Genomic DNA, 15787 nt, shown 5'->3' with positions numbered 1-15787 from the left:
GATCGAGGAGTCGCGCGATGATCGAGAATGTCGTTCTCGTCGGTGGTCCGCTGGACGGGCAGAAGCGCCCCGTTTCAGGCGGCAACATCCTATCGCTGCCGCCGATCGGCAGCGGCGCGGGACAACTCGTCTATCGCCGCGCCCATGCCGAATCGAAATTCTTCCATTTCGCCGATCAGATGGGCTGATCGGAGGCGTGAACCGGCTCCAAAACCGGCTCGCGAAGTGAATCTCAGTTCTTGCCGGTCCCGCCGCCGCTGGTGCCGCAGCCTTCGGTGCACATGACGCGATCCTGGTTCTGCTCGATCTCGCGGCGCAGCGCCTCGCGGTAATCCGTTCATTGCGCCGCCGTCACGCACGTCCGGCGGTGGGAGACGCGATCCGGTGACCTCGTCGTCATCGCAAATCGGCTTGGGCTTCTGCGCCGGCGCGACGGCCGGAGAAATCGGCGTGGCAGGCGCAATATCGGGGGTCGATGCGGCGCCCGCAGCGCCAGCGGTCAAGCCGATACCAGGAAGAATGAACGCATACCCCCGTACTCGCTGAATTGACGCCGCACCCCATCGGCAGCTGGCCCCAGCCCCGCCGGACAATGAAATGGGAGCGCCCCGGCGCAAGTGGTGGAAGGGGCTGGATTCGAACCAGCGTACGCTTGCACGGGCAGATTTACAGTCTGCTGCCTTTAACCACTCGGCCACCCTTCCGCGCTTGTCGCGCCGGGGCGAGGCGCGGCTAATGGCGAATGAGTCCTTGCCTGTCAACGCGCCTGCGTGGAAAAGCGCGCGCACTATGCGCAAAGGCCACCGTCCCTCCGTCGCCCATTCGGGCCGCACCCGCCTGTGGGGCCGCCATGCGGTCACCGCTGCCCTCGCCAACCCCGAACGCACCATCCGCAAGCTGTGGGGAAGCCACGAGGCTATCGCCGCGCTCGGGCTGCCACAGACCAGCTTCGCGGTTCAATATGCCGAAGTCGCGGATCTCGGTCGCATGGTGCCGCCCGACGCGCCGCACCAGGGGCTGGTGCTGGAATGCGACCCGCTGCCCGACAAATGGCTCGACGAGCTGTTCGAGATGGCGGTGGACCCGCAGGACCGGCGCCCGATCGTGGTGCTCGATCAGGTGACCGATCCGCACAATGTCGGGGCGGTGCTGCGCTCGGCGGTGGCGTTCGATGCGCTCGGCATCGTCACGCAGGATCGCCACGCGCCGCCCGAATCGGGCGCGCTGGCCCGCGCCGCCTCCGGCGCGCTGGAGGTGATGCCGTGGATTCGCGTGGTGAACCTTTCCCGCGCGCTCGACGAGATGGCGGAGGCCGGCTACTGGCGCGTCGGCCTCACCGGCCACACCAAGGTGCTGCTGGGCGAGGCACTGGTGCCGGGCAAGCTGGCGCTGGTGCTGGGCGCCGAAGGCGAAGGCATGCGCCAGAATACCGAGGCGCATTGCGACGTGCTGGCCAAGCTGCCGATCAGCCCGAGGATCGAGAGTCTCAACATTTCGAACGCCGCCGCGATCGCGCTCTACGCGGCCGCGACGCGGGCGTAACGCTCCCCTCCCTGGGAGGGCCGGAGTGGTGTTGGGCCGCGATACGGAAGGTTCGGGACGCGCGACTCTAGGCACATGCGCCAAGACCAACCCAAATCCCTCCCTGAAAGGGAGGGATTTAATGCTTCAATCCTCCGCCGCGATCGTCACCTTCAGGCCGTCCAGCGCATCGCTGAACGGGATCTGGCAGGAGAGGCGCGAGTTGGCGTCGCGATGATCCGAGCTGTCGAGCAGGTCGTTCTCGTCGTCGCTCATCGGCGGCAGCTTGTCGGCGAAGGCGGGATCGACATGGATGTGACAGGTCGCGCAGGAGCAGCAACCGCCGCACAGCGCCAGCAGCTCGTCGAAGCCGGCATCGCGGATGACCTCCATCACGCTGAGGCCGGCATCGCCCTCGACGGTGGATTCCTGGCCCTCACGGGTGACGACGATCAGCTTCGGCATTGATTCCCCTCCGGATGACGCGGGCGCTTGGCGCGGCTATGGGCAATGACGGACGACAAGACAAGAGGATAGGCCTTGGGCATACCGATAGAAGAGCTTCGCGCTTCGATGGCTGCGCTGGCCGGGATCGAGCCCGCCTTCGCGCGCGGGATCGAGCGGGTCGGCCTGCCCGACGCCCGCATTTCGGAACGCGGCTATGCGACCCTGCTGCGCACCATCGTCGGCCAGCAGGTGAGCGTGCATGCCGCGCGCGCCGTGTGGGCCCGGCTCGAGGCGGCGCTGAGCGACATGAACGATCCGGCGCAGATCCTCACCGCGACCGACGAGGAATTACGCGCCTGCGGGCTCTCGCGCCAGAAGGCAGGCTATGCGCGCAGCCTTGCCGGGCTGGTGGACTCGGGCGAGCTCGATCTCGCCAACCTCGACGCCGACGACGAGCAGGCGATCGCCGACCTCGTCCGCATCAAGGGGATCGGCCGCTGGTCGGCGGAAATCTATCTGTTGTTCGCGGAAGGGCGGCCGGACATCTGGCCTGCGGGCGATCTTGCCGTGCAGGTGGAGATCGGGCGCCTGCTGGGGCTGGAGGAGCGCCCGAGCGAAAAGCTCACCCGCGACCTTGCTGAAGCCTGGCGCCCGCACCGCGGCGCGGCGGCGATCTTCGCCTGGCACCACTATGGCGTGAACGGGAAATCGGCCGCGCCGGTGTGAACGGCGCTAGCCGCCCTCGCCCCACCGCCACCGCCAGCCGCCCTCGGTCTTGAAGGCGCAGAGGACGGCAAAGACCAGCACCGCCACGATCGGCACGACGAAGCGCGCTGGCCCGGTGAACCCCGCCGACGCTACCACCACCAAGAGGATTAACGTCGCCATCGCCACCCAGCCCTGCCATGCTATCGGCAGGGACGAGCCGTAGCCGTAGCGCTTCGCGGCGAACCAGGGTTTGGACGGAGAGCCAGCCATGATCGTGATCCTCGCTGATTGCGAGCGAATATAGCCTTTCGCTGTCGGGCGGGCAATCGAGACAGGGAGGTGACGCGGGCGGCCGCTTCGCGCTAGAGGCGGCGCAACAATGGCCGCGCTCGACACCCATCTCGCCACCGCGCTGGAGCGGATCGACGCGCGCCACGAGCGGCGGGGGCTGAAGCCGGCGGCGCTGGCGGCCGACGGCCGGTTGGAGCGGGACGGCGCGACGCTCGTCGATTTCTCCAGCAACGACTATCTCGGCCTCGCCCGGCACCCGCTGCTCATCGAGCGCGCGGCGGAATGGGCGGCACGGTACGGCGCGGGCGCCGGCGCCTCGCGGCTGGTCACCGGCACGCACGAGGCGCATCTTGCGGTCGAGGCCAGGATCGCCGCCTTCAAGGGCGCGGAGGCCGCCCTGCTCTTCCCTTCGGGCTGGCATTGCAACGCGGCGGTGCTGGCCGCCCTGCTCAAGGCTGCGCCCGGCACCTTGCTGTTCACCGACCGCCTGATCCATGCCAGCCTCCACGCCGGCGCGGCGGGGCACCGGCAGATCCGCTTCCGCCACAACGATCTCGATCATCTGGAGGAATTGCTGGCGGCGAATGACGGCGGCCCGAAGCTGATCGTCACCGAGAGCGTGTTCAGCATGGACGGCGATCGCGCCGACATCGCCCGGCTGGTAGAGATCGCCCGCGCCCACGATGCCTTCCTCTATATCGACGAGGCGCATGCGACGGGCGTCCTGGGGCCGCAGGGGCGCGGGCTTTCCGCCGAGCATCCGGGCGCCGATCTCGTCATGGGCACGTTCAGCAAGGCGATGGGCTGTTTCGGCGCCTATGTCGCGGGTTCGCGCCTGCTGATCGATTATCTGGTCAACGCCTGCGGGGGCTTCATCTTCTCGACCGCCCCGCCGCCCGCCATGCTCGGCGCGATCGACGCGGCGCTGGAACTGGTGCCCGGCATGGAGGCCGAGCGCGCGCGTCTCGCACAGCACGGCGAGCACCTGCGCGCGCGGCTGAACGCGGCCGGCATCGGCACGGCGGAGAGCTCCACGCAGATCGTCCCCGCCATCGTCGGCGAGGCGGAGGCCGCGCTGGCGCTCGCCGCCGCGCTGCAGGGGGACGGCCTGCTCGCCGCCGCGATCCGCCCGCCGACCGTGCCGCCCGGCACCAGCCGCCTGCGCCTCGCGCTGCGCGCCACCCATGCCGCGAGCGACATCGACGCTCTGGCCGACGCGATCGTCGCAAGGATGGTGTGATGAAGCTGCTCTTCCTCCACGGCTGGGGCCTCGACGCGAGCTTGTGGGACGGCGTACGCGCCGCGCTGCCGGAGTTCGAGACAGTCGTTTGGGATCGCGGCTATTTCGCCCACCCCATCGCCGATCCGGTCGAAGGACCGGTGCTGGCGATCGGCCATTCGCTCGGCGCGATGCTGCTGGCGGGCCGGTTCGACCGGCTCGTCGCGGTCAACGGTTTCGATCGCTTTGCCGGCAACGATGCGGTGCCGCCCCGCGTCGTGGAGCGGATGCGCACGCGTTTCGCCGAGAATCCCGTTGCGGTGCTGGCCGATTTCCGCGCGCGGATCGGTGCGCCACCGGCGGCGAACGATCTCGAACCGGAGGCCTTGGCCGCCGACCTCGCAATTCTTGCCGAGGGGTATGCACGCGACGCACGACCACCCCACACGCTCGTCCTGCATGGCGGCGCGGACCCCCTCCTCCCCGCCTCGATGCGCGAAATCGTCTTCGCCGGCGCGCCGCGCGAGACATTGGCGGAGGGCGGGCACCTCCTCCCCCTCACCCGCCCGGATTGGGTGGCCGATCATATCCGGGCGTTCGCGGCATGAGCGTCGCGGACGCCTTCGGCCGTGCCGCGCATTATGATGCGCATGCCGCCGTGCAGCGCATCGTCGCCGAGAAGCTGGCCGATCGCATCCTCGCCCTCCCGCTGCCGCCGGACCCCCGCGTGCTGGAAATCGGCTGCGGCACCGGCTTCCTCGGCCTCGAGCTGGTGGACAATCTGGAGCCCTCGCACTGGCGGATGACCGACATCGCGCCCGCCATGGTGGATCGCGCGCGGCAGCGCCTGGATGACCGCGCGAACGTCTCCTTCGCGGTGATGGACGGCGAGCACCCCGATGTCGCCGGGCGCTTCGACCTGATCTGCTCCAGCCTGACCTTCCAGTGGTTCGGCGATCTGCCCGCCGCCGTCGCACGGCTCAGGCGGCGGCTGTCGCCGCGCGGCAGTCTAGTCTTCACGACGCTGGCGGAGGGCAGCTTCTTCGAATGGCGCCGCGCGCATGGCGACCTCGCCCCCGGCACGCGCGATTATCCCTCGACAGAGGCGCTGGCGGCGATGGGGCTGGAAGTAGAGATCGAGACGATCCCGATGGCGCACAAGAGCGCGCGGGAGTTCCTGCGATCGGTGAAGGGCATCGGCGCCGGCACGCCGCGCGACGGGCACCGGCCGCTCACCCCGTCCGAACTGCGCGGCGTGATGGGCCGCTTCGAGGCCAAGGGCTGCGTCGCCAGCTACGTGGTCGCGACCTGCGTCGCGGGGCCGCTATGAGAGTCGTCGTCACCGGCACCGATACCGGCATCGGCAAGACGGTGTTCGCCGCCGCATTGGCCCGAGCGATGGGCGCGAGCTACTGGAAGCCGATCCAGTCCGGCCTGCTCGACGGCGCCGACGGCGAGACGGTCGCGACGCTCGGCGTCGAGCGGGTGCTGCCCGAGGCCTATCGGCTGACCGAGCCGCTTTCCCCCCACCGCGCCGCCGAGCTGGACGATGTCGTGATCGATCCGGCGAAGCTCGTGCCGCCCGCCGATGATCCGCTCGTCATCGAGGGCGCGGGCGGCGTGCTGGTACCGGTGACGCGCGACCTGCTCTACGCCGACGTCTTCGCGCGTTGGGGCCTGCCGGTGGTGCTGGTGGCGCGGACCGGGCTCGGCACGATCAACCATTCGCTGCTCTCGGTGGAGGCGCTGCGGGCGCGCGCGGTGACGATCCACGGCATCGCCCTCGTCGGCGACGCCAACGAGGACAATGAGGCGACGATCTGCGCGATGGCGCAAGTGAAGCGGCTGGGGCGGCTGCCGAAGCTCGATCCGCTGGATGCGGAGAGCCTTGCCGCGGCGTTCACCGAGCATTTCGATCTCAGGGACTTTCAATGACCCCAAAACCCGTTCGGGCTGAGCCTGTCGAAGCCCTGCCCTTCTTCTTCATCCACGCAAAAGAAAAGGACAACCCTTCGACAAGCTCAGGGCGAGCGGGGGTTTGCGGGATATGACCTCTCCCGTCTGGCATCCCTTCACCCAGCACGGCCTCGCCGAACCCATTCCGCTGGTCGAGCGCTCCGAGGGCGCGGCGCTCTATACCGCCGACGAGCGGCGCATCGTAGATGCCATCTCCTCCTGGTGGGTGACGACGCACGGCCACCGCTACCCGCCGATCGTCGAGGCGATCCGCGCGCAAGCCGGAAAGCTCGACCAGATCATCTTCGCGGGCTGGACCCACGAGCCCGCCGAGGCGCTGGCGCGGGGCCTGACGGAGATCATGCCGCCCGCGCTGAAGCACGTCTTCTATTCGGATTCCGGCTCCACCTCAGTGGAGGTCGCGCTCAAGATGGCGCTGGGCTACTGGCTCAACCGTGGCGAGCCGCGCCACCGCATCCTGACGCTGGAGCATGGCTATCACGGCGACACGATCGGCGGCATGTCGGTCGGCGCGCGCGGCATCTACAACCAGGCCTACACACCCCTGCTGTTCGATGTCGGCACCCTGCCTTTTCCGGCGGGCGACGGGCGGAACACGCTCGATGCGCTGGAGGCGGCCTGCCGGGAGAAGCCCGCCGCGCTGATCGTCGAGCCGCTGGTGCTGGGCGCGGGCGGGATGCTCCTTTACGAGGCCTCGGTGCTGGCTGAGATGCGGGCTATGTGCGCGGCGCATGATGTCCTGTTCATCGCCGACGAGGTGATGAGCGGCTGGGGTCGCACCGGCACGCTGCTGGCCTGCGAGCAGGCGGGCGTGGTGCCGGATATTCTCTGCCTCTCCAAGGGGCTGACTGGCGGGGTCATCCCGCTCGCGGTGACGATGGCGACGGCGCCGATATTCGAGGCGCACCTTTCCGACGACAAGGGCCGGATGTTCTTCCATTCGTCCAGCTACACCGCGAATCCGATCGCCTGCGCCGCCGCGCTCGCCAATCTGGGCGTATGGCGAGAGGAGCCGGTGCGCGAGCGCATCGCCACCCTCGCCGTGCGGCAGGCAGAGCGCATCTTCGCGTTGGAGGACGTCCGCAATGCGCGGGCGCTCGGCACCATCGCGGCCTGCGAGATCGGTGGCGGAGAGGGCTATCTGGCCGAAATCGGCCCGGCGCTCGCCGCGCATTTCCGGGATCGCGACCTGCTCGTCCGGCCGATGGGCAACACGGTCTATGTGATGCCGCCCTATTGCATCGGCGAGGACGATCTCGATCGCATCTACGCCGCGATCCAGGAGGCGGCGCACCTCTTCGCCTGAGAAAGCGCGAAAGAGCGCTTTCTCAGTGCGGCTCCAGCCCGCTCCCCCGCCCAACCTCCCGATCCAGTGTGATGCTGTCGGGAGGTTGGGCGGGGGAGCGGGCTGGAACGGCTTTCGCAAACAAAACTGAAGCTCGGCACCGGCCCGCCCCTGGGGAGGGGATGGGGCAGGCCGGTGCCGCATCCGTCAGCGCGCGAGGGGGATGCGCGCCCGGATGATTGCGTGTCAGTCGGCGGCGACGACGTGTTCGCTCGGCGCGGGCTTGCGGCACAGCCAGATCGCCGGGATCATCACCACGCACAGCCAGCCCGAGATCCAGAACAGCTCGAGCGAGGACAGCAGATAGGCCTGGTTGATGATCTGCCGATAGATCGATCCCGCCGCCTGCAACTGGTCCATGCCAAGATGCTGCAGCTGATCGACCGCCTGCCGGTAGATCGGCGAGAACAGGGTGCCGCCCTCGGTCAGCCGCGTCTGGTGCAGCGCCTCGCGGCGATCCCAGTAGGTGGTGATGATAGACGCGGCGAAGCTGCCGCCGGTGATCCGCGCGAAGTTCGATATGCCGCTCGCCGACGGCACCTCGGCCGGCGACAGCCCGTCGAAGCTGATCGTGATCAGCTGGACGAAGAACATGCTCATCGCGAAGCCCTGCAGGAACAGGGGCGCGGACAGCACCCAGAAGCTGGCGTCGGGCGTATAGTGCGATCGCATGAAGAAGGAGCAGGCGAACGCGACGAAAGCGATCGAGGCGAGGATGCGCGGATCGATCTTCAGCCGGCTGACGAACGGCGTCGCCATCACCGCCACCGCCCCGCTGGGTGCGGCGACGATGCCGGCCCAGGTGGCGTTGTAGCCCATATATTGCTGAAGCCAGAGCGGCAGCAGCAGGTTGTTGGCGAAGAACACCGCATAGCCCAGGCACAGGGCCAGCACGCCAAAACCGAAGTTACGACGACGGAACAGCGTGAGATCGACGGCCGGCGTGCGATCGGTGAGCTCCCAGATCATCCACGCGATGAAGCCGATGACCGCGCAGATCGCCAGCACCACAATCAGCGGGTTGTGGAACCAGTCGCGATCCTTGCCGAGATCGAGCATCGTCTGCAGGCTGAACACCCAGAAGGCGAGCAGGAACAGCCCCACCGTGTCGATCGGCAGCTTGCGCGTCGGCGTCTCGCGGCTGGCGAGGCTACGCCAGGTGACGAGGCCGGCGATGATGCCGACGGGGACGTTGATCAGGAAGATCCAGCCCCAATGGTAATTGTCCGAGATATAGCCGCCCATCACCGGCCCCAGCACCGGCGCGACCAGCGTGGTCATCGACCACATGGCGAGCGCGGTGGAGCGCTTGTCGTGCGGGAAGATCGCGATCAGCAATGCCTGGCTGCCCGGGATCATCGGCCCCGAGACGGCGCCCTGCAGGATACGGAAGGCGATCAGCGACGGCAGGCTCCAGGCGATACCACACAGGAGGGAGGCGACGGTGAACGCCAGCACCGAGACGGTGAAGGTGCGTACCACACCGAGGCGGCCCATCAGCCAGCCGGTCAGCGGGACCGTCACGCCGTTGGCGCAGGCGAAACTGGTGATGACCCAGGTGCCGCTGTCGGTCGACACGCCGAGATTGCCCGAGATGGTGGGCAGCGCGACGTTGGCGATGGTGCCGTCCAGCACCTGCATGAAGGTGCCGAGCGCCAGCGCCGTCGCCGTGATCCAGAGCCCAGCCCCGGTCAGCGGCGGCGGCGCTGCCGGCGCGGCGGCAGCGCCGCTCACCGGGCCTTCCCGATATTCTCGGCGATGATCCGGCGGATCGTCTGATCGACCTGCGGGCCGCCGGTCAGGCTCTCCTGCGTGCCGCCGGCCGGAGGCGTCGCCCCTGCCACGAACGGGCCGGAGCGCACCGACGTGTCCACCGTCACGTCGACCGAAAGGCCGACGCGCAGCGGGTTCTTCTCCAGCTCCCTGGGATCGAGCGCGACGCGCACCGGCACGCGCTGGACGATCTTGATCCAGTTGCCCGAGGCGTTCTGCGGCGGCAGCAGCGAGAAGGCGTTGCCCGATCCCGCACCGAGGCCCAGCACCTTGCCGTGGAAGACGATCTTGCCGCCGTAGACGTCGGCCTTGATCGTCGCCGGCTGGCCCACGCGCAGGTTCTGCAGCTGGGTCTCACGGAAATTGGCGTCGATCCACAGGCTGTCGAGCGGCACGACGGCCATCAGCGGCGTGCCCGGCGCGACCTTCTGGCCGAGCTGGACTGTGCGCTGCGCGACGACGCCCGTCACCGGCGCGACGATGCGCATGTGGCTGGAGTTGATCGCCGCCTGGCGCACGTCGGCGATCGCGGCGAGCACCTGCGGGTTGTTGTAGACGTCGGTGCCGGCGACGGCGCTGGCCGCCTGCGCCTCCTGCGCATGGGCGAGCTGCAGCGCGGCGCGCGCGGTGGTCACCGCATCCTGGGCATGACTGACCTCCTCGCCCGAAACCGCGCCGTCCTTCGCCGCGGCCTTGCGGCGCGTATAATCGTTGGTGGCGCGCGAAAGATCGGCTTCGGCCTGCGCGATCTGCGCACGCGCCTGGATGACCTGCGCATCGCTCGAGCGGATCGAGCGGACCGCGCGGCCCAGCGCCGCCTCCGCGGCGGAAAGCTGGACGTCGGTGGTCGCCGGATCGAGATCGATCAGCGGCTGGCCGCGCGTCACCCGCTGGGTGTTGTCGGCATGAAGCGCCAGCACCGTGCCGCCGTCACGCGCGGTCACCGAGACGATGTTGCCGCCGACATAGGCATCGTCGGTATTCTCGCTCGGCGGCGCCAGCAGCTTCATGACGATATAGCCGATCAGCGCCACGACGACGACGATGCCGAGGATCAGGAAGCCGCGCCGGCGCGTCCTGCTCTTGCCGGGCTGCGGAGGAGGCGGCGCGTCGGGACGGGCCAGCGCATCGGTCTGAGCCGCGGCCGGAGGGGTGGGATCGTCTGCGGCCATGCTGTCCTCCCTGTCGAGGGGCGTGCTGTTGTCGGTCATGAATGGGGTTCCGAAGCGGACGCCGCAGCCAGCGGCCTGGAAGGATCGAAGCCGCCGCCGAGCGCGGCGACGAGCTGGACGCGGCGGGTCAGCGCATCCGCCTGCATGTCGACGAGCTGCTGTTCGGCCTGGAGCAGGCGGAAGCCGCTGTCGATCGCATCGAGCTGCGAGCCCAGGCCGGTGCGCACGCGCACCTCGTCCAGCCGCACGGTGTCGCGTAGGCCCTGGACGACACGCAGCTGCTCGGCGAGGTCCTGATCGGACGAGCGGACGTTGGTGATCGCATCCGAGGCTTCGCGCACTGCGCCGACGACGGCGTTGTCATAGTCGGCTACCGCGCCGTCGAGATCGGCGGTCGCGCCCTTATATTGCGCGCGCAGCTTGCCGCCCTGGAAGATCGGCACGCTGACCGCCGGGCCGACGGTGTAGCTGAAGGCGCCGCCGGTGAAGAAATTGCCGAGCCCCACCGCGGTCAGCCCGGCGAGCGCCGAGATGCTGAGATCGGGCAGGAAGGCATCCTTGGCCACCTGACGGCCCTGCACCGCCGCCTCGATCCGCGCCTGGCCCGCCAGCAGGTCTGGCCTGCGACCGAGCAGGTCGGCGGGCAGCATGTCGGGCACGGCCGGCGCCTGATCGAGGCGGAGCGTCGGCGCGATGATCTGCGGGTAGAAATCCGCGCCCCGCCCGACCAGCGCTGCGAGCGCATGCACCAGCACGTCGCGCTGCTGCTCGGCCTGGGTGCGGGCCTGCTCGGCCTGTGCAAGCAAGGTCTCGGCCTGCTTGGTGTCGAACTGGCTGCCGAGCTGGTTCTTCACCCGGGACTGCGCGAAGCCGAGCGCCTTCTGGCGTGTCTGGACGAAGCCGTCCGCCACGCGGATCAGCTGATCGGCCTGGGCGAGGCCGATATAGGTCTGGGTGATCGAAACGGAGAGGGTCAGCCGCGCCGCCGCGGCATCCAGCGCCGCCGCCCGGGCGGCGGCCTGCGCCTGCCGCACCATCGCATGCTGGCGACCGAAGATGTCGAGATCCCAGCTGAGGCTGCCGCCAGCGATGCCGATGTTCGCATCGCTGCCGCCGACCGGGGGCGGGAACAGCTTGTCGCCGATCCGCGCGCGGTCGAGCTGGCCGGAGGCGCTGATGTGCGGCAGCAGCCCGGCATGCTCGGTCTCGATCTGCGCCTGCGCCAGCCGAACCCGGGCGAGTGCGCCGGCCAGCGAGGGATTGCCCGCAAGCCCCGTCTCGATCAGCCGGTCGAGCTGGGGATCGTCATACGCGCTCCACCAGGCCGCATCGATCGCCGGGGTCTCGCTGCCGAGGCCGAGCGACTGTTCTTGCACCTGCGCGACCTGCGGCTGAACCTTGGGCACCGAGGCGCATCCGGCGAGCAGCATCGCCGCGATCGCCGGGAATGCGATGGCACGCTTCATTCCGCAATCTCCCTGATAGCGGCGGCGCCGACCACGCGCTCGGCCGCCTCGAGGAGGCGCACCAGGTGTTCCACGGTGCTGTCCACCTCGTCCTGATCGAATTCGGCGAGAACCTCGTTCCATGCTTCAATGACATGCTGCTGGAGGGTGAAAACCTCCTCGATTCCTTTGGCCGTGATCGCGAGGTGCACCACGCGCCGGTCCGCCTTGCCGCGATCGCGCTCGACGAGGCCGCGCGTCTCCAGCACGTCAATCAGGCGCGTGGTGGCGCCCGTGGTGATCGAAAGCTCGCGCGCCAGTTCGCCCGCCGTGGTGGCGACACCGTCGCGGATCACCTTGAGCGCGATCCACTGCATGAAACTGATATCGAGCGACTCGAAACGTGATTCGACGAACGCCGCCATCAGCCGGTCGATGCGGCGGAGCAGTCGCCCCGGTGCCCTGTTGGTCGCGCAATCCTCGATCTTGAGAACGGCCATCAGCTTCCTTCAAAAGTATCTGCACGTGCAGATAGTTTCATGGCAGATGCAGTCAAGTTGTTTTTCGCAACGCAATATCGGCGAGCGGGATGTGACAGGCCCGTTCCGATCGACTATACATCCGGGCACCCGGAAAGCGCCATCTGCGCAACGCGATCGGGGTCGATCGCGCCGGATCAGGGGGAAGCCGTCATGCTCTACCTTCTCGCTTTCGTGATCGGGATCGTCGCCGGCCTGCGCGCCATGCTGGCACCCGCCGCCATCGCCTGGGCCGCAAGACTCGGCGGGTTGCATCTGGAAGGAAGCTGGCTCGCCTTCATGGGCTATCGCTGGACGGCGCCGATCTGGAGCCTCGTCGCGCTCGGCGAGATCGTTAACGACAAGCTGCCCACCACGCCGAGCCGCACCGTACCGCCGCAATTCGGCGCGCGTGTCGCGATGGGCGCGCTCAGCGGCGCGGCGATCGGGATCAGCGCGGGCTTGTGGTGGCTGGGGTTGCTGCTCGGCGCGACAGGCGCGGTAGCCGGAACGCTCGGCGGCGCGGCGGCGCGCGGCGCGCTCGCCCGCGCCTTCGGACGGGATCTGCCGGCGGCTCTGACCGAGGACGCCATCGCGATCGTCATCGCCGCTTTGGTGGTGCACTGCCTGTGAGCGCCCGCCGTTTCGATGCGATCGTCGTCGGCGCGGGACAGGCCGGCCCCTCGCTCGCCGGGCGGCTCCACGATGCCGGCATGTCGGTCGCGATCGTCGAGCGGCATCTCGTCGGCGGCACCTGCGTCAACACCGGCTGCAAACCGACCAAGACCCTGGTCGCCTCCGCCTACGCCGCCCACCTCGCCCGCCGCGCCGCCGACTACGGCGTGACCATTGGGGGCACCATCGGCATCGACATGCCCGCCGTCACGCGGCGCGTGCAGAAGGTCGCGATCGACAGCCGCCAGGGCAACGAGAAATGGCTGGCGGACATGAAGAACGTCTCGCTGATCCGCGAGCATGCCCGCTTCGTGAGCCCCGGCACGCTCAGCGTGGGCGACGAGGAGATTACCGCGCCGCGTATCTTCCTCAACGTCGGCGGCCGGGCGAGCATTCCCGATTTCCCGGGCGTCGACCAGATCGACTACCTGACCAACAGCTCGATCCTCCATTTGCAGGAGGTGCCCGAGCATCTGGTTGTGATCGGCGGCTCCTATATCGGGCTCGAGTTCGCGCAATGCTACGTGCGGCTCGGCGCAAAGGTGACGGTGATCGAGAAGGGCCCGCGCATCGTCGCGCGCGAAGACGAGGACGTCTCGGCCGCCATCCTCGATATCCTGAGCAGGGAAGGGATCGACTTCCGCCTCAACGCCGAATGCATCCGCTTCGCGAAGCATCCGGACGGCATCGCGGCGGGAGTGAATTGCGCGAACGGCGATCCGGAAGTGATCGGCAGCCATGTGCTGATCGCGGTCGGCCGCCGCCCCAATACCGACGATCTCGGCCTCGACGTCGCCGGCATCGACACCGACGAGCGCGGCTATATCCGGGTCGACGACACACTCGCCACCAACGTCCCCGGCATCTGGGCGATGGGCGACTGCAACGGGCGCGGCGCCTTCACCCACACCGCCTACAACGATTTCGAGATCGTCGCCGAGAACCTGCTCGACGGCGCCGACCGCAAGGCGACCGATCGCGTGCCCTGCTACGGCCTGTTCGTCGATCCCCCGCTCGGCCGCTGCGGGATGGGAGAGGCGGAGGCGAGGGCGAAGGGCCACCGCATCAAGATCGGCAAGCGCGCCATGACCCGCGTCGGCCGCGCGGTGGAGAAAGGCGAGGCGCTGGGCTTCATGAAGATCGTCGTCGATGCCGACACCGACAGGATCCTGGGCGGCGCGATCCTCGGGCCGGGCGGCGACGAGGCGATCCACTCGATCCTCGACATGATGGCGCTCGGCCAGACGGCGGATGCCTTGCGCCGCACGGTGCATATCCACCCGACGGTGGCGGAGCTGATCCCCACGATCGCGGGGGAGTTGAGGGAGCGTACCTGACGCTCATACTCCGTTCGCTCAGTGCGAACGGGTCCTTATACGAGACGGAACACCCCCGCCCCTCGCGCGCTTCCTCCACCATTCCCTACCCCGAGAGGTTCTCCCATGTCCGACGACGCCCCCGTCTGGTTCATTTCCGGCTGCTCGACGGGCTTCGGCCGCGAGCTCGCCCGCCTAGTGCTCGAACAGGGCGGCCGCGCCGTCGTCACCGCGCGAGGCCGAGACCGTGTGGCGGACCTCGCCGCCATCGCGCCCGACCGCGCGCTGGCGCTCGATCTCGACGTGACCGACCAGAGCCAGATCAATGCCGCCGTCGAGGCCGCCAAGACCCATTTCGGCCGCATCGACGTGCTGGTGAACAATGCCGGCTACGGCTACCAGACCAGCATCGAGGAAGGCGAGGAGCCGCACATCCGCGCCCAGTTCGACGCCAACGTCTTCGGGCTGTTTGCGCTGACCCGCGCGGTGCTGCCGATCCTGCGCGAGCAAGGCAGCGGCCACATCATCAACCTCACCTCGGTCGCCGGGCTGATCGGCTTCCCGGCGTCGGGCTATTATTCCGCCACCAAGCACGCGATCGAGGGTTGGTCAGACTCACTCAAGGCCGAAGTCAATCCGCTCGGCATCCAGGTCACGTGCGTCGAGCCGGGTCCGTTCCGCACCGACTGGGCGGGCCGCTCGCTCGAACAGACCCAGAGCCATATCGAGGCCTATGCCGATACCGCCGCAAAGCGCATGGCCGACACCAGCGGCTATAGCGGCACGCAGGCGGGCGATCCGGTCCGCGCCGGGCAAATCATGATCGACATCGCGCTCAAGCCCGATGCGCCGCGCCATCTCGTCCTCGGAAAGTTCGGCCATGACACGGTGACGGCGAAGATGAAGGAACGCCTCGCCGAGATCGAAAGCCTGCGCGACATCGCACTGGCGGCGGACTTTCCGGACGAGTGAAGCCCTCGTGCTCCGGCGCAGGCCGGAGCGTTGCGGGGCGGGCGCCACGCTGCCTTCCCAGCGCTTCGGCCTGTGCCGGAGTGCATATGCTTGATTAGACCTTTCGTGACTCCCGCGCGCGCAGCCGATTCAACTCGGCGCACATGGTAAACGCTTCGTCGCCGGCAATGGTTAACGCCATTTCATCCACAGATTCGTGAGAGTCCGATATCCGCCATTTTTAGGGCTGCGACTCTGCGTCAAGGGGCTTGAGTCGCGTTTCCACCAAATTTCGACTCTTGCGGCCTGAGTCCCGGTTCGGCACTATCCCTAGTGTTGAGGCCAGGGGGCCGACACAAGATCGAGACAACTCACCGGGTTCAAGACCTTGAATCCCGGAGCGGACGGCCCATTTCCACGATGGGACGA

The 15787-nt window shown here is 68.5% G+C and carries 17 protein-coding genes and 1 tRNA gene; 11 read left to right on the top strand and 7 right to left on the bottom strand.

The features are described 5' to 3' along the window. Nucleotides 1–17: 17 nt before the first annotated feature. The gene (locus HZF05_RS03355) at nt 18–188 is read left to right on the top strand and encodes a hypothetical protein (RefSeq protein WP_160365185.1); all 171 of its coding nucleotides are present in this window, start codon (nt 18–20) and stop codon (nt 186–188) included. Between the two features lie 430 nt (nt 189–618). Here HZF05_RS03355 and HZF05_RS03350 read toward each other — a convergent pair. Further along, nucleotides 619–704: transfer RNA gene (locus tag HZF05_RS03350), tRNA-Tyr, on the bottom strand. 85 nt (nt 705–789) lie between these two features. On the opposite strand from HZF05_RS03350, the gene HZF05_RS03345 reads away from it, so the two are divergent. Beyond that, a complete protein-coding gene (locus tag HZF05_RS03345; protein ID WP_160365184.1) occupies nt 790–1542 on the top strand; it encodes a TrmH family RNA methyltransferase in 753 nt (250 codons plus the stop codon). Nucleotides 1543–1668: 126 nt separating this feature from the next. On the opposite strand, the gene HZF05_RS03340 is transcribed toward HZF05_RS03345, so the two are convergent. Continuing rightward, the gene (locus tag HZF05_RS03340; RefSeq protein ID WP_160365183.1) at nt 1669–1986 is read right to left on the bottom strand and encodes a 2Fe-2S iron-sulfur cluster-binding protein; all 318 of its coding nucleotides are present in this window, start codon (nt 1984–1986) and stop codon (nt 1669–1671) included. Nucleotides 1987–2094: 108 nt separating this feature from the next. Between HZF05_RS03340 and HZF05_RS03335 the strand changes: the two genes are divergently transcribed. Beyond that, nucleotides 2095–2694: a DNA-3-methyladenine glycosylase family protein gene (locus tag HZF05_RS03335; RefSeq protein ID WP_425505605.1), complete on the top strand. Its 600-nt coding sequence runs from the start codon at nt 2095–2097 to the stop codon at nt 2692–2694. 6 nt (nt 2695–2700) lie between these two features. On the opposite strand, the gene HZF05_RS03330 is transcribed toward HZF05_RS03335, so the two are convergent. Continuing rightward, nucleotides 2701–2946, bottom strand: coding sequence for a hypothetical protein (locus HZF05_RS03330; RefSeq protein ID WP_160365181.1), 246 nt, complete (start codon nt 2944–2946; stop codon nt 2701–2703). Nucleotides 2947–3055: 109 nt separating this feature from the next. On the opposite strand from HZF05_RS03330, the gene HZF05_RS03325 reads away from it, so the two are divergent. From HZF05_RS03325 to HZF05_RS03305, 5 genes are all read left to right on the top strand, one after another. Beyond that, entirely contained in the window at nt 3056–4207 is a 1152-nt protein-coding gene (locus HZF05_RS03325) for an aminotransferase class I/II-fold pyridoxal phosphate-dependent enzyme (RefSeq protein WP_160365180.1), read from the top strand. Continuing rightward, on the top strand, nt 4207–4794 hold the full coding sequence (locus HZF05_RS03320) for an alpha/beta fold hydrolase (protein ID WP_160365179.1): 588 nt from the start codon (nt 4207–4209) through the stop codon (nt 4792–4794). Before HZF05_RS03325 ends, HZF05_RS03320 begins: the two co-directional genes overlap by 1 nt. Beyond that, on the top strand, nt 4791–5516 hold the full coding sequence (locus tag HZF05_RS03315; RefSeq protein WP_160365178.1) for a methyltransferase domain-containing protein: 726 nt from the start codon (nt 4791–4793) through the stop codon (nt 5514–5516). The genes HZF05_RS03320 and HZF05_RS03315 overlap by 4 nt, the downstream gene beginning before the upstream one ends. Continuing rightward, nucleotides 5513–6121: a dethiobiotin synthase gene (gene bioD / locus HZF05_RS03310; protein ID WP_160365177.1), complete on the top strand. Its 609-nt coding sequence runs from the start codon at nt 5513–5515 to the stop codon at nt 6119–6121. Before HZF05_RS03315 ends, bioD begins: the two co-directional genes overlap by 4 nt. A gap of 112 nt (nt 6122–6233) precedes the next feature. Further along, nucleotides 6234–7469, top strand: coding sequence for an adenosylmethionine--8-amino-7-oxononanoate transaminase (locus HZF05_RS03305; RefSeq protein ID WP_160365176.1), 1236 nt, complete (start codon nt 6234–6236; stop codon nt 7467–7469). Nucleotides 7470–7694: 225 nt separating this feature from the next. On the opposite strand, the gene HZF05_RS03300 is transcribed toward HZF05_RS03305, so the two are convergent. From HZF05_RS03300 to HZF05_RS03285, 4 genes are read right to left on the bottom strand one after another with little or no spacing between them, the layout of a single operon-like run. After that, nucleotides 7695–9242 carry a DHA2 family efflux MFS transporter permease subunit gene (locus tag HZF05_RS03300; protein WP_160365175.1) on the bottom strand — a complete coding sequence of 516 codons (1548 nt, stop codon included), beginning with the start codon at nt 9240–9242 and terminating at the stop codon, nt 7695–7697. Continuing rightward, complete coding sequence (locus HZF05_RS03295) at nt 9239–10453, bottom strand: HlyD family secretion protein (protein WP_181638785.1); 1215 nt, start codon at nt 10451–10453, stop codon at nt 9239–9241. Before HZF05_RS03295 ends, HZF05_RS03300 begins: the two co-directional genes overlap by 4 nt. Before the next feature lie 35 nt (nt 10454–10488). After that, a complete protein-coding gene (locus HZF05_RS03290; RefSeq protein ID WP_160365173.1) occupies nt 10489–11919 on the bottom strand; it encodes an efflux transporter outer membrane subunit in 1431 nt (476 codons plus the stop codon). Beyond that, nucleotides 11916–12398: a MarR family winged helix-turn-helix transcriptional regulator gene (locus HZF05_RS03285; RefSeq protein WP_160365172.1), complete on the bottom strand. Its 483-nt coding sequence runs from the start codon at nt 12396–12398 to the stop codon at nt 11916–11918. The genes HZF05_RS03290 and HZF05_RS03285 overlap by 4 nt, the downstream gene beginning before the upstream one ends. Before the next feature lie 192 nt (nt 12399–12590). Between HZF05_RS03285 and HZF05_RS03280 the strand changes: the two genes are divergently transcribed. The 3 genes from HZF05_RS03280 (at nt 12591) to HZF05_RS03270 (ending at nt 15379) form a co-directional block, all read left to right on the top strand. Then, on the top strand, nt 12591–13049 hold the full coding sequence (locus HZF05_RS03280; RefSeq protein ID WP_160365171.1) for a DUF4126 domain-containing protein: 459 nt from the start codon (nt 12591–12593) through the stop codon (nt 13047–13049). After that, entirely contained in the window at nt 13046–14428 is a 1383-nt protein-coding gene (locus HZF05_RS03275; RefSeq protein WP_160365170.1) for an FAD-containing oxidoreductase, read from the top strand. The genes HZF05_RS03280 and HZF05_RS03275 overlap by 4 nt, the downstream gene beginning before the upstream one ends. A gap of 105 nt (nt 14429–14533) precedes the next feature. Next, nucleotides 14534–15379: an oxidoreductase gene (locus tag HZF05_RS03270; RefSeq protein WP_160365169.1), complete on the top strand. Its 846-nt coding sequence runs from the start codon at nt 14534–14536 to the stop codon at nt 15377–15379. Nucleotides 15380–15787: the final 408 nt, after the last annotated feature.

This window comes from Sphingomonas chungangi, assembly GCF_013778325.1.
Taxonomy (GTDB): Bacteria; Pseudomonadota; Alphaproteobacteria; order Sphingomonadales; family Sphingomonadaceae; genus Solisphingomonas; species Solisphingomonas chungangi.
The sequence above is the reverse complement of the archived record's forward strand: the minus strand, read 5'-3'. Positions and strand labels throughout refer to the sequence as shown.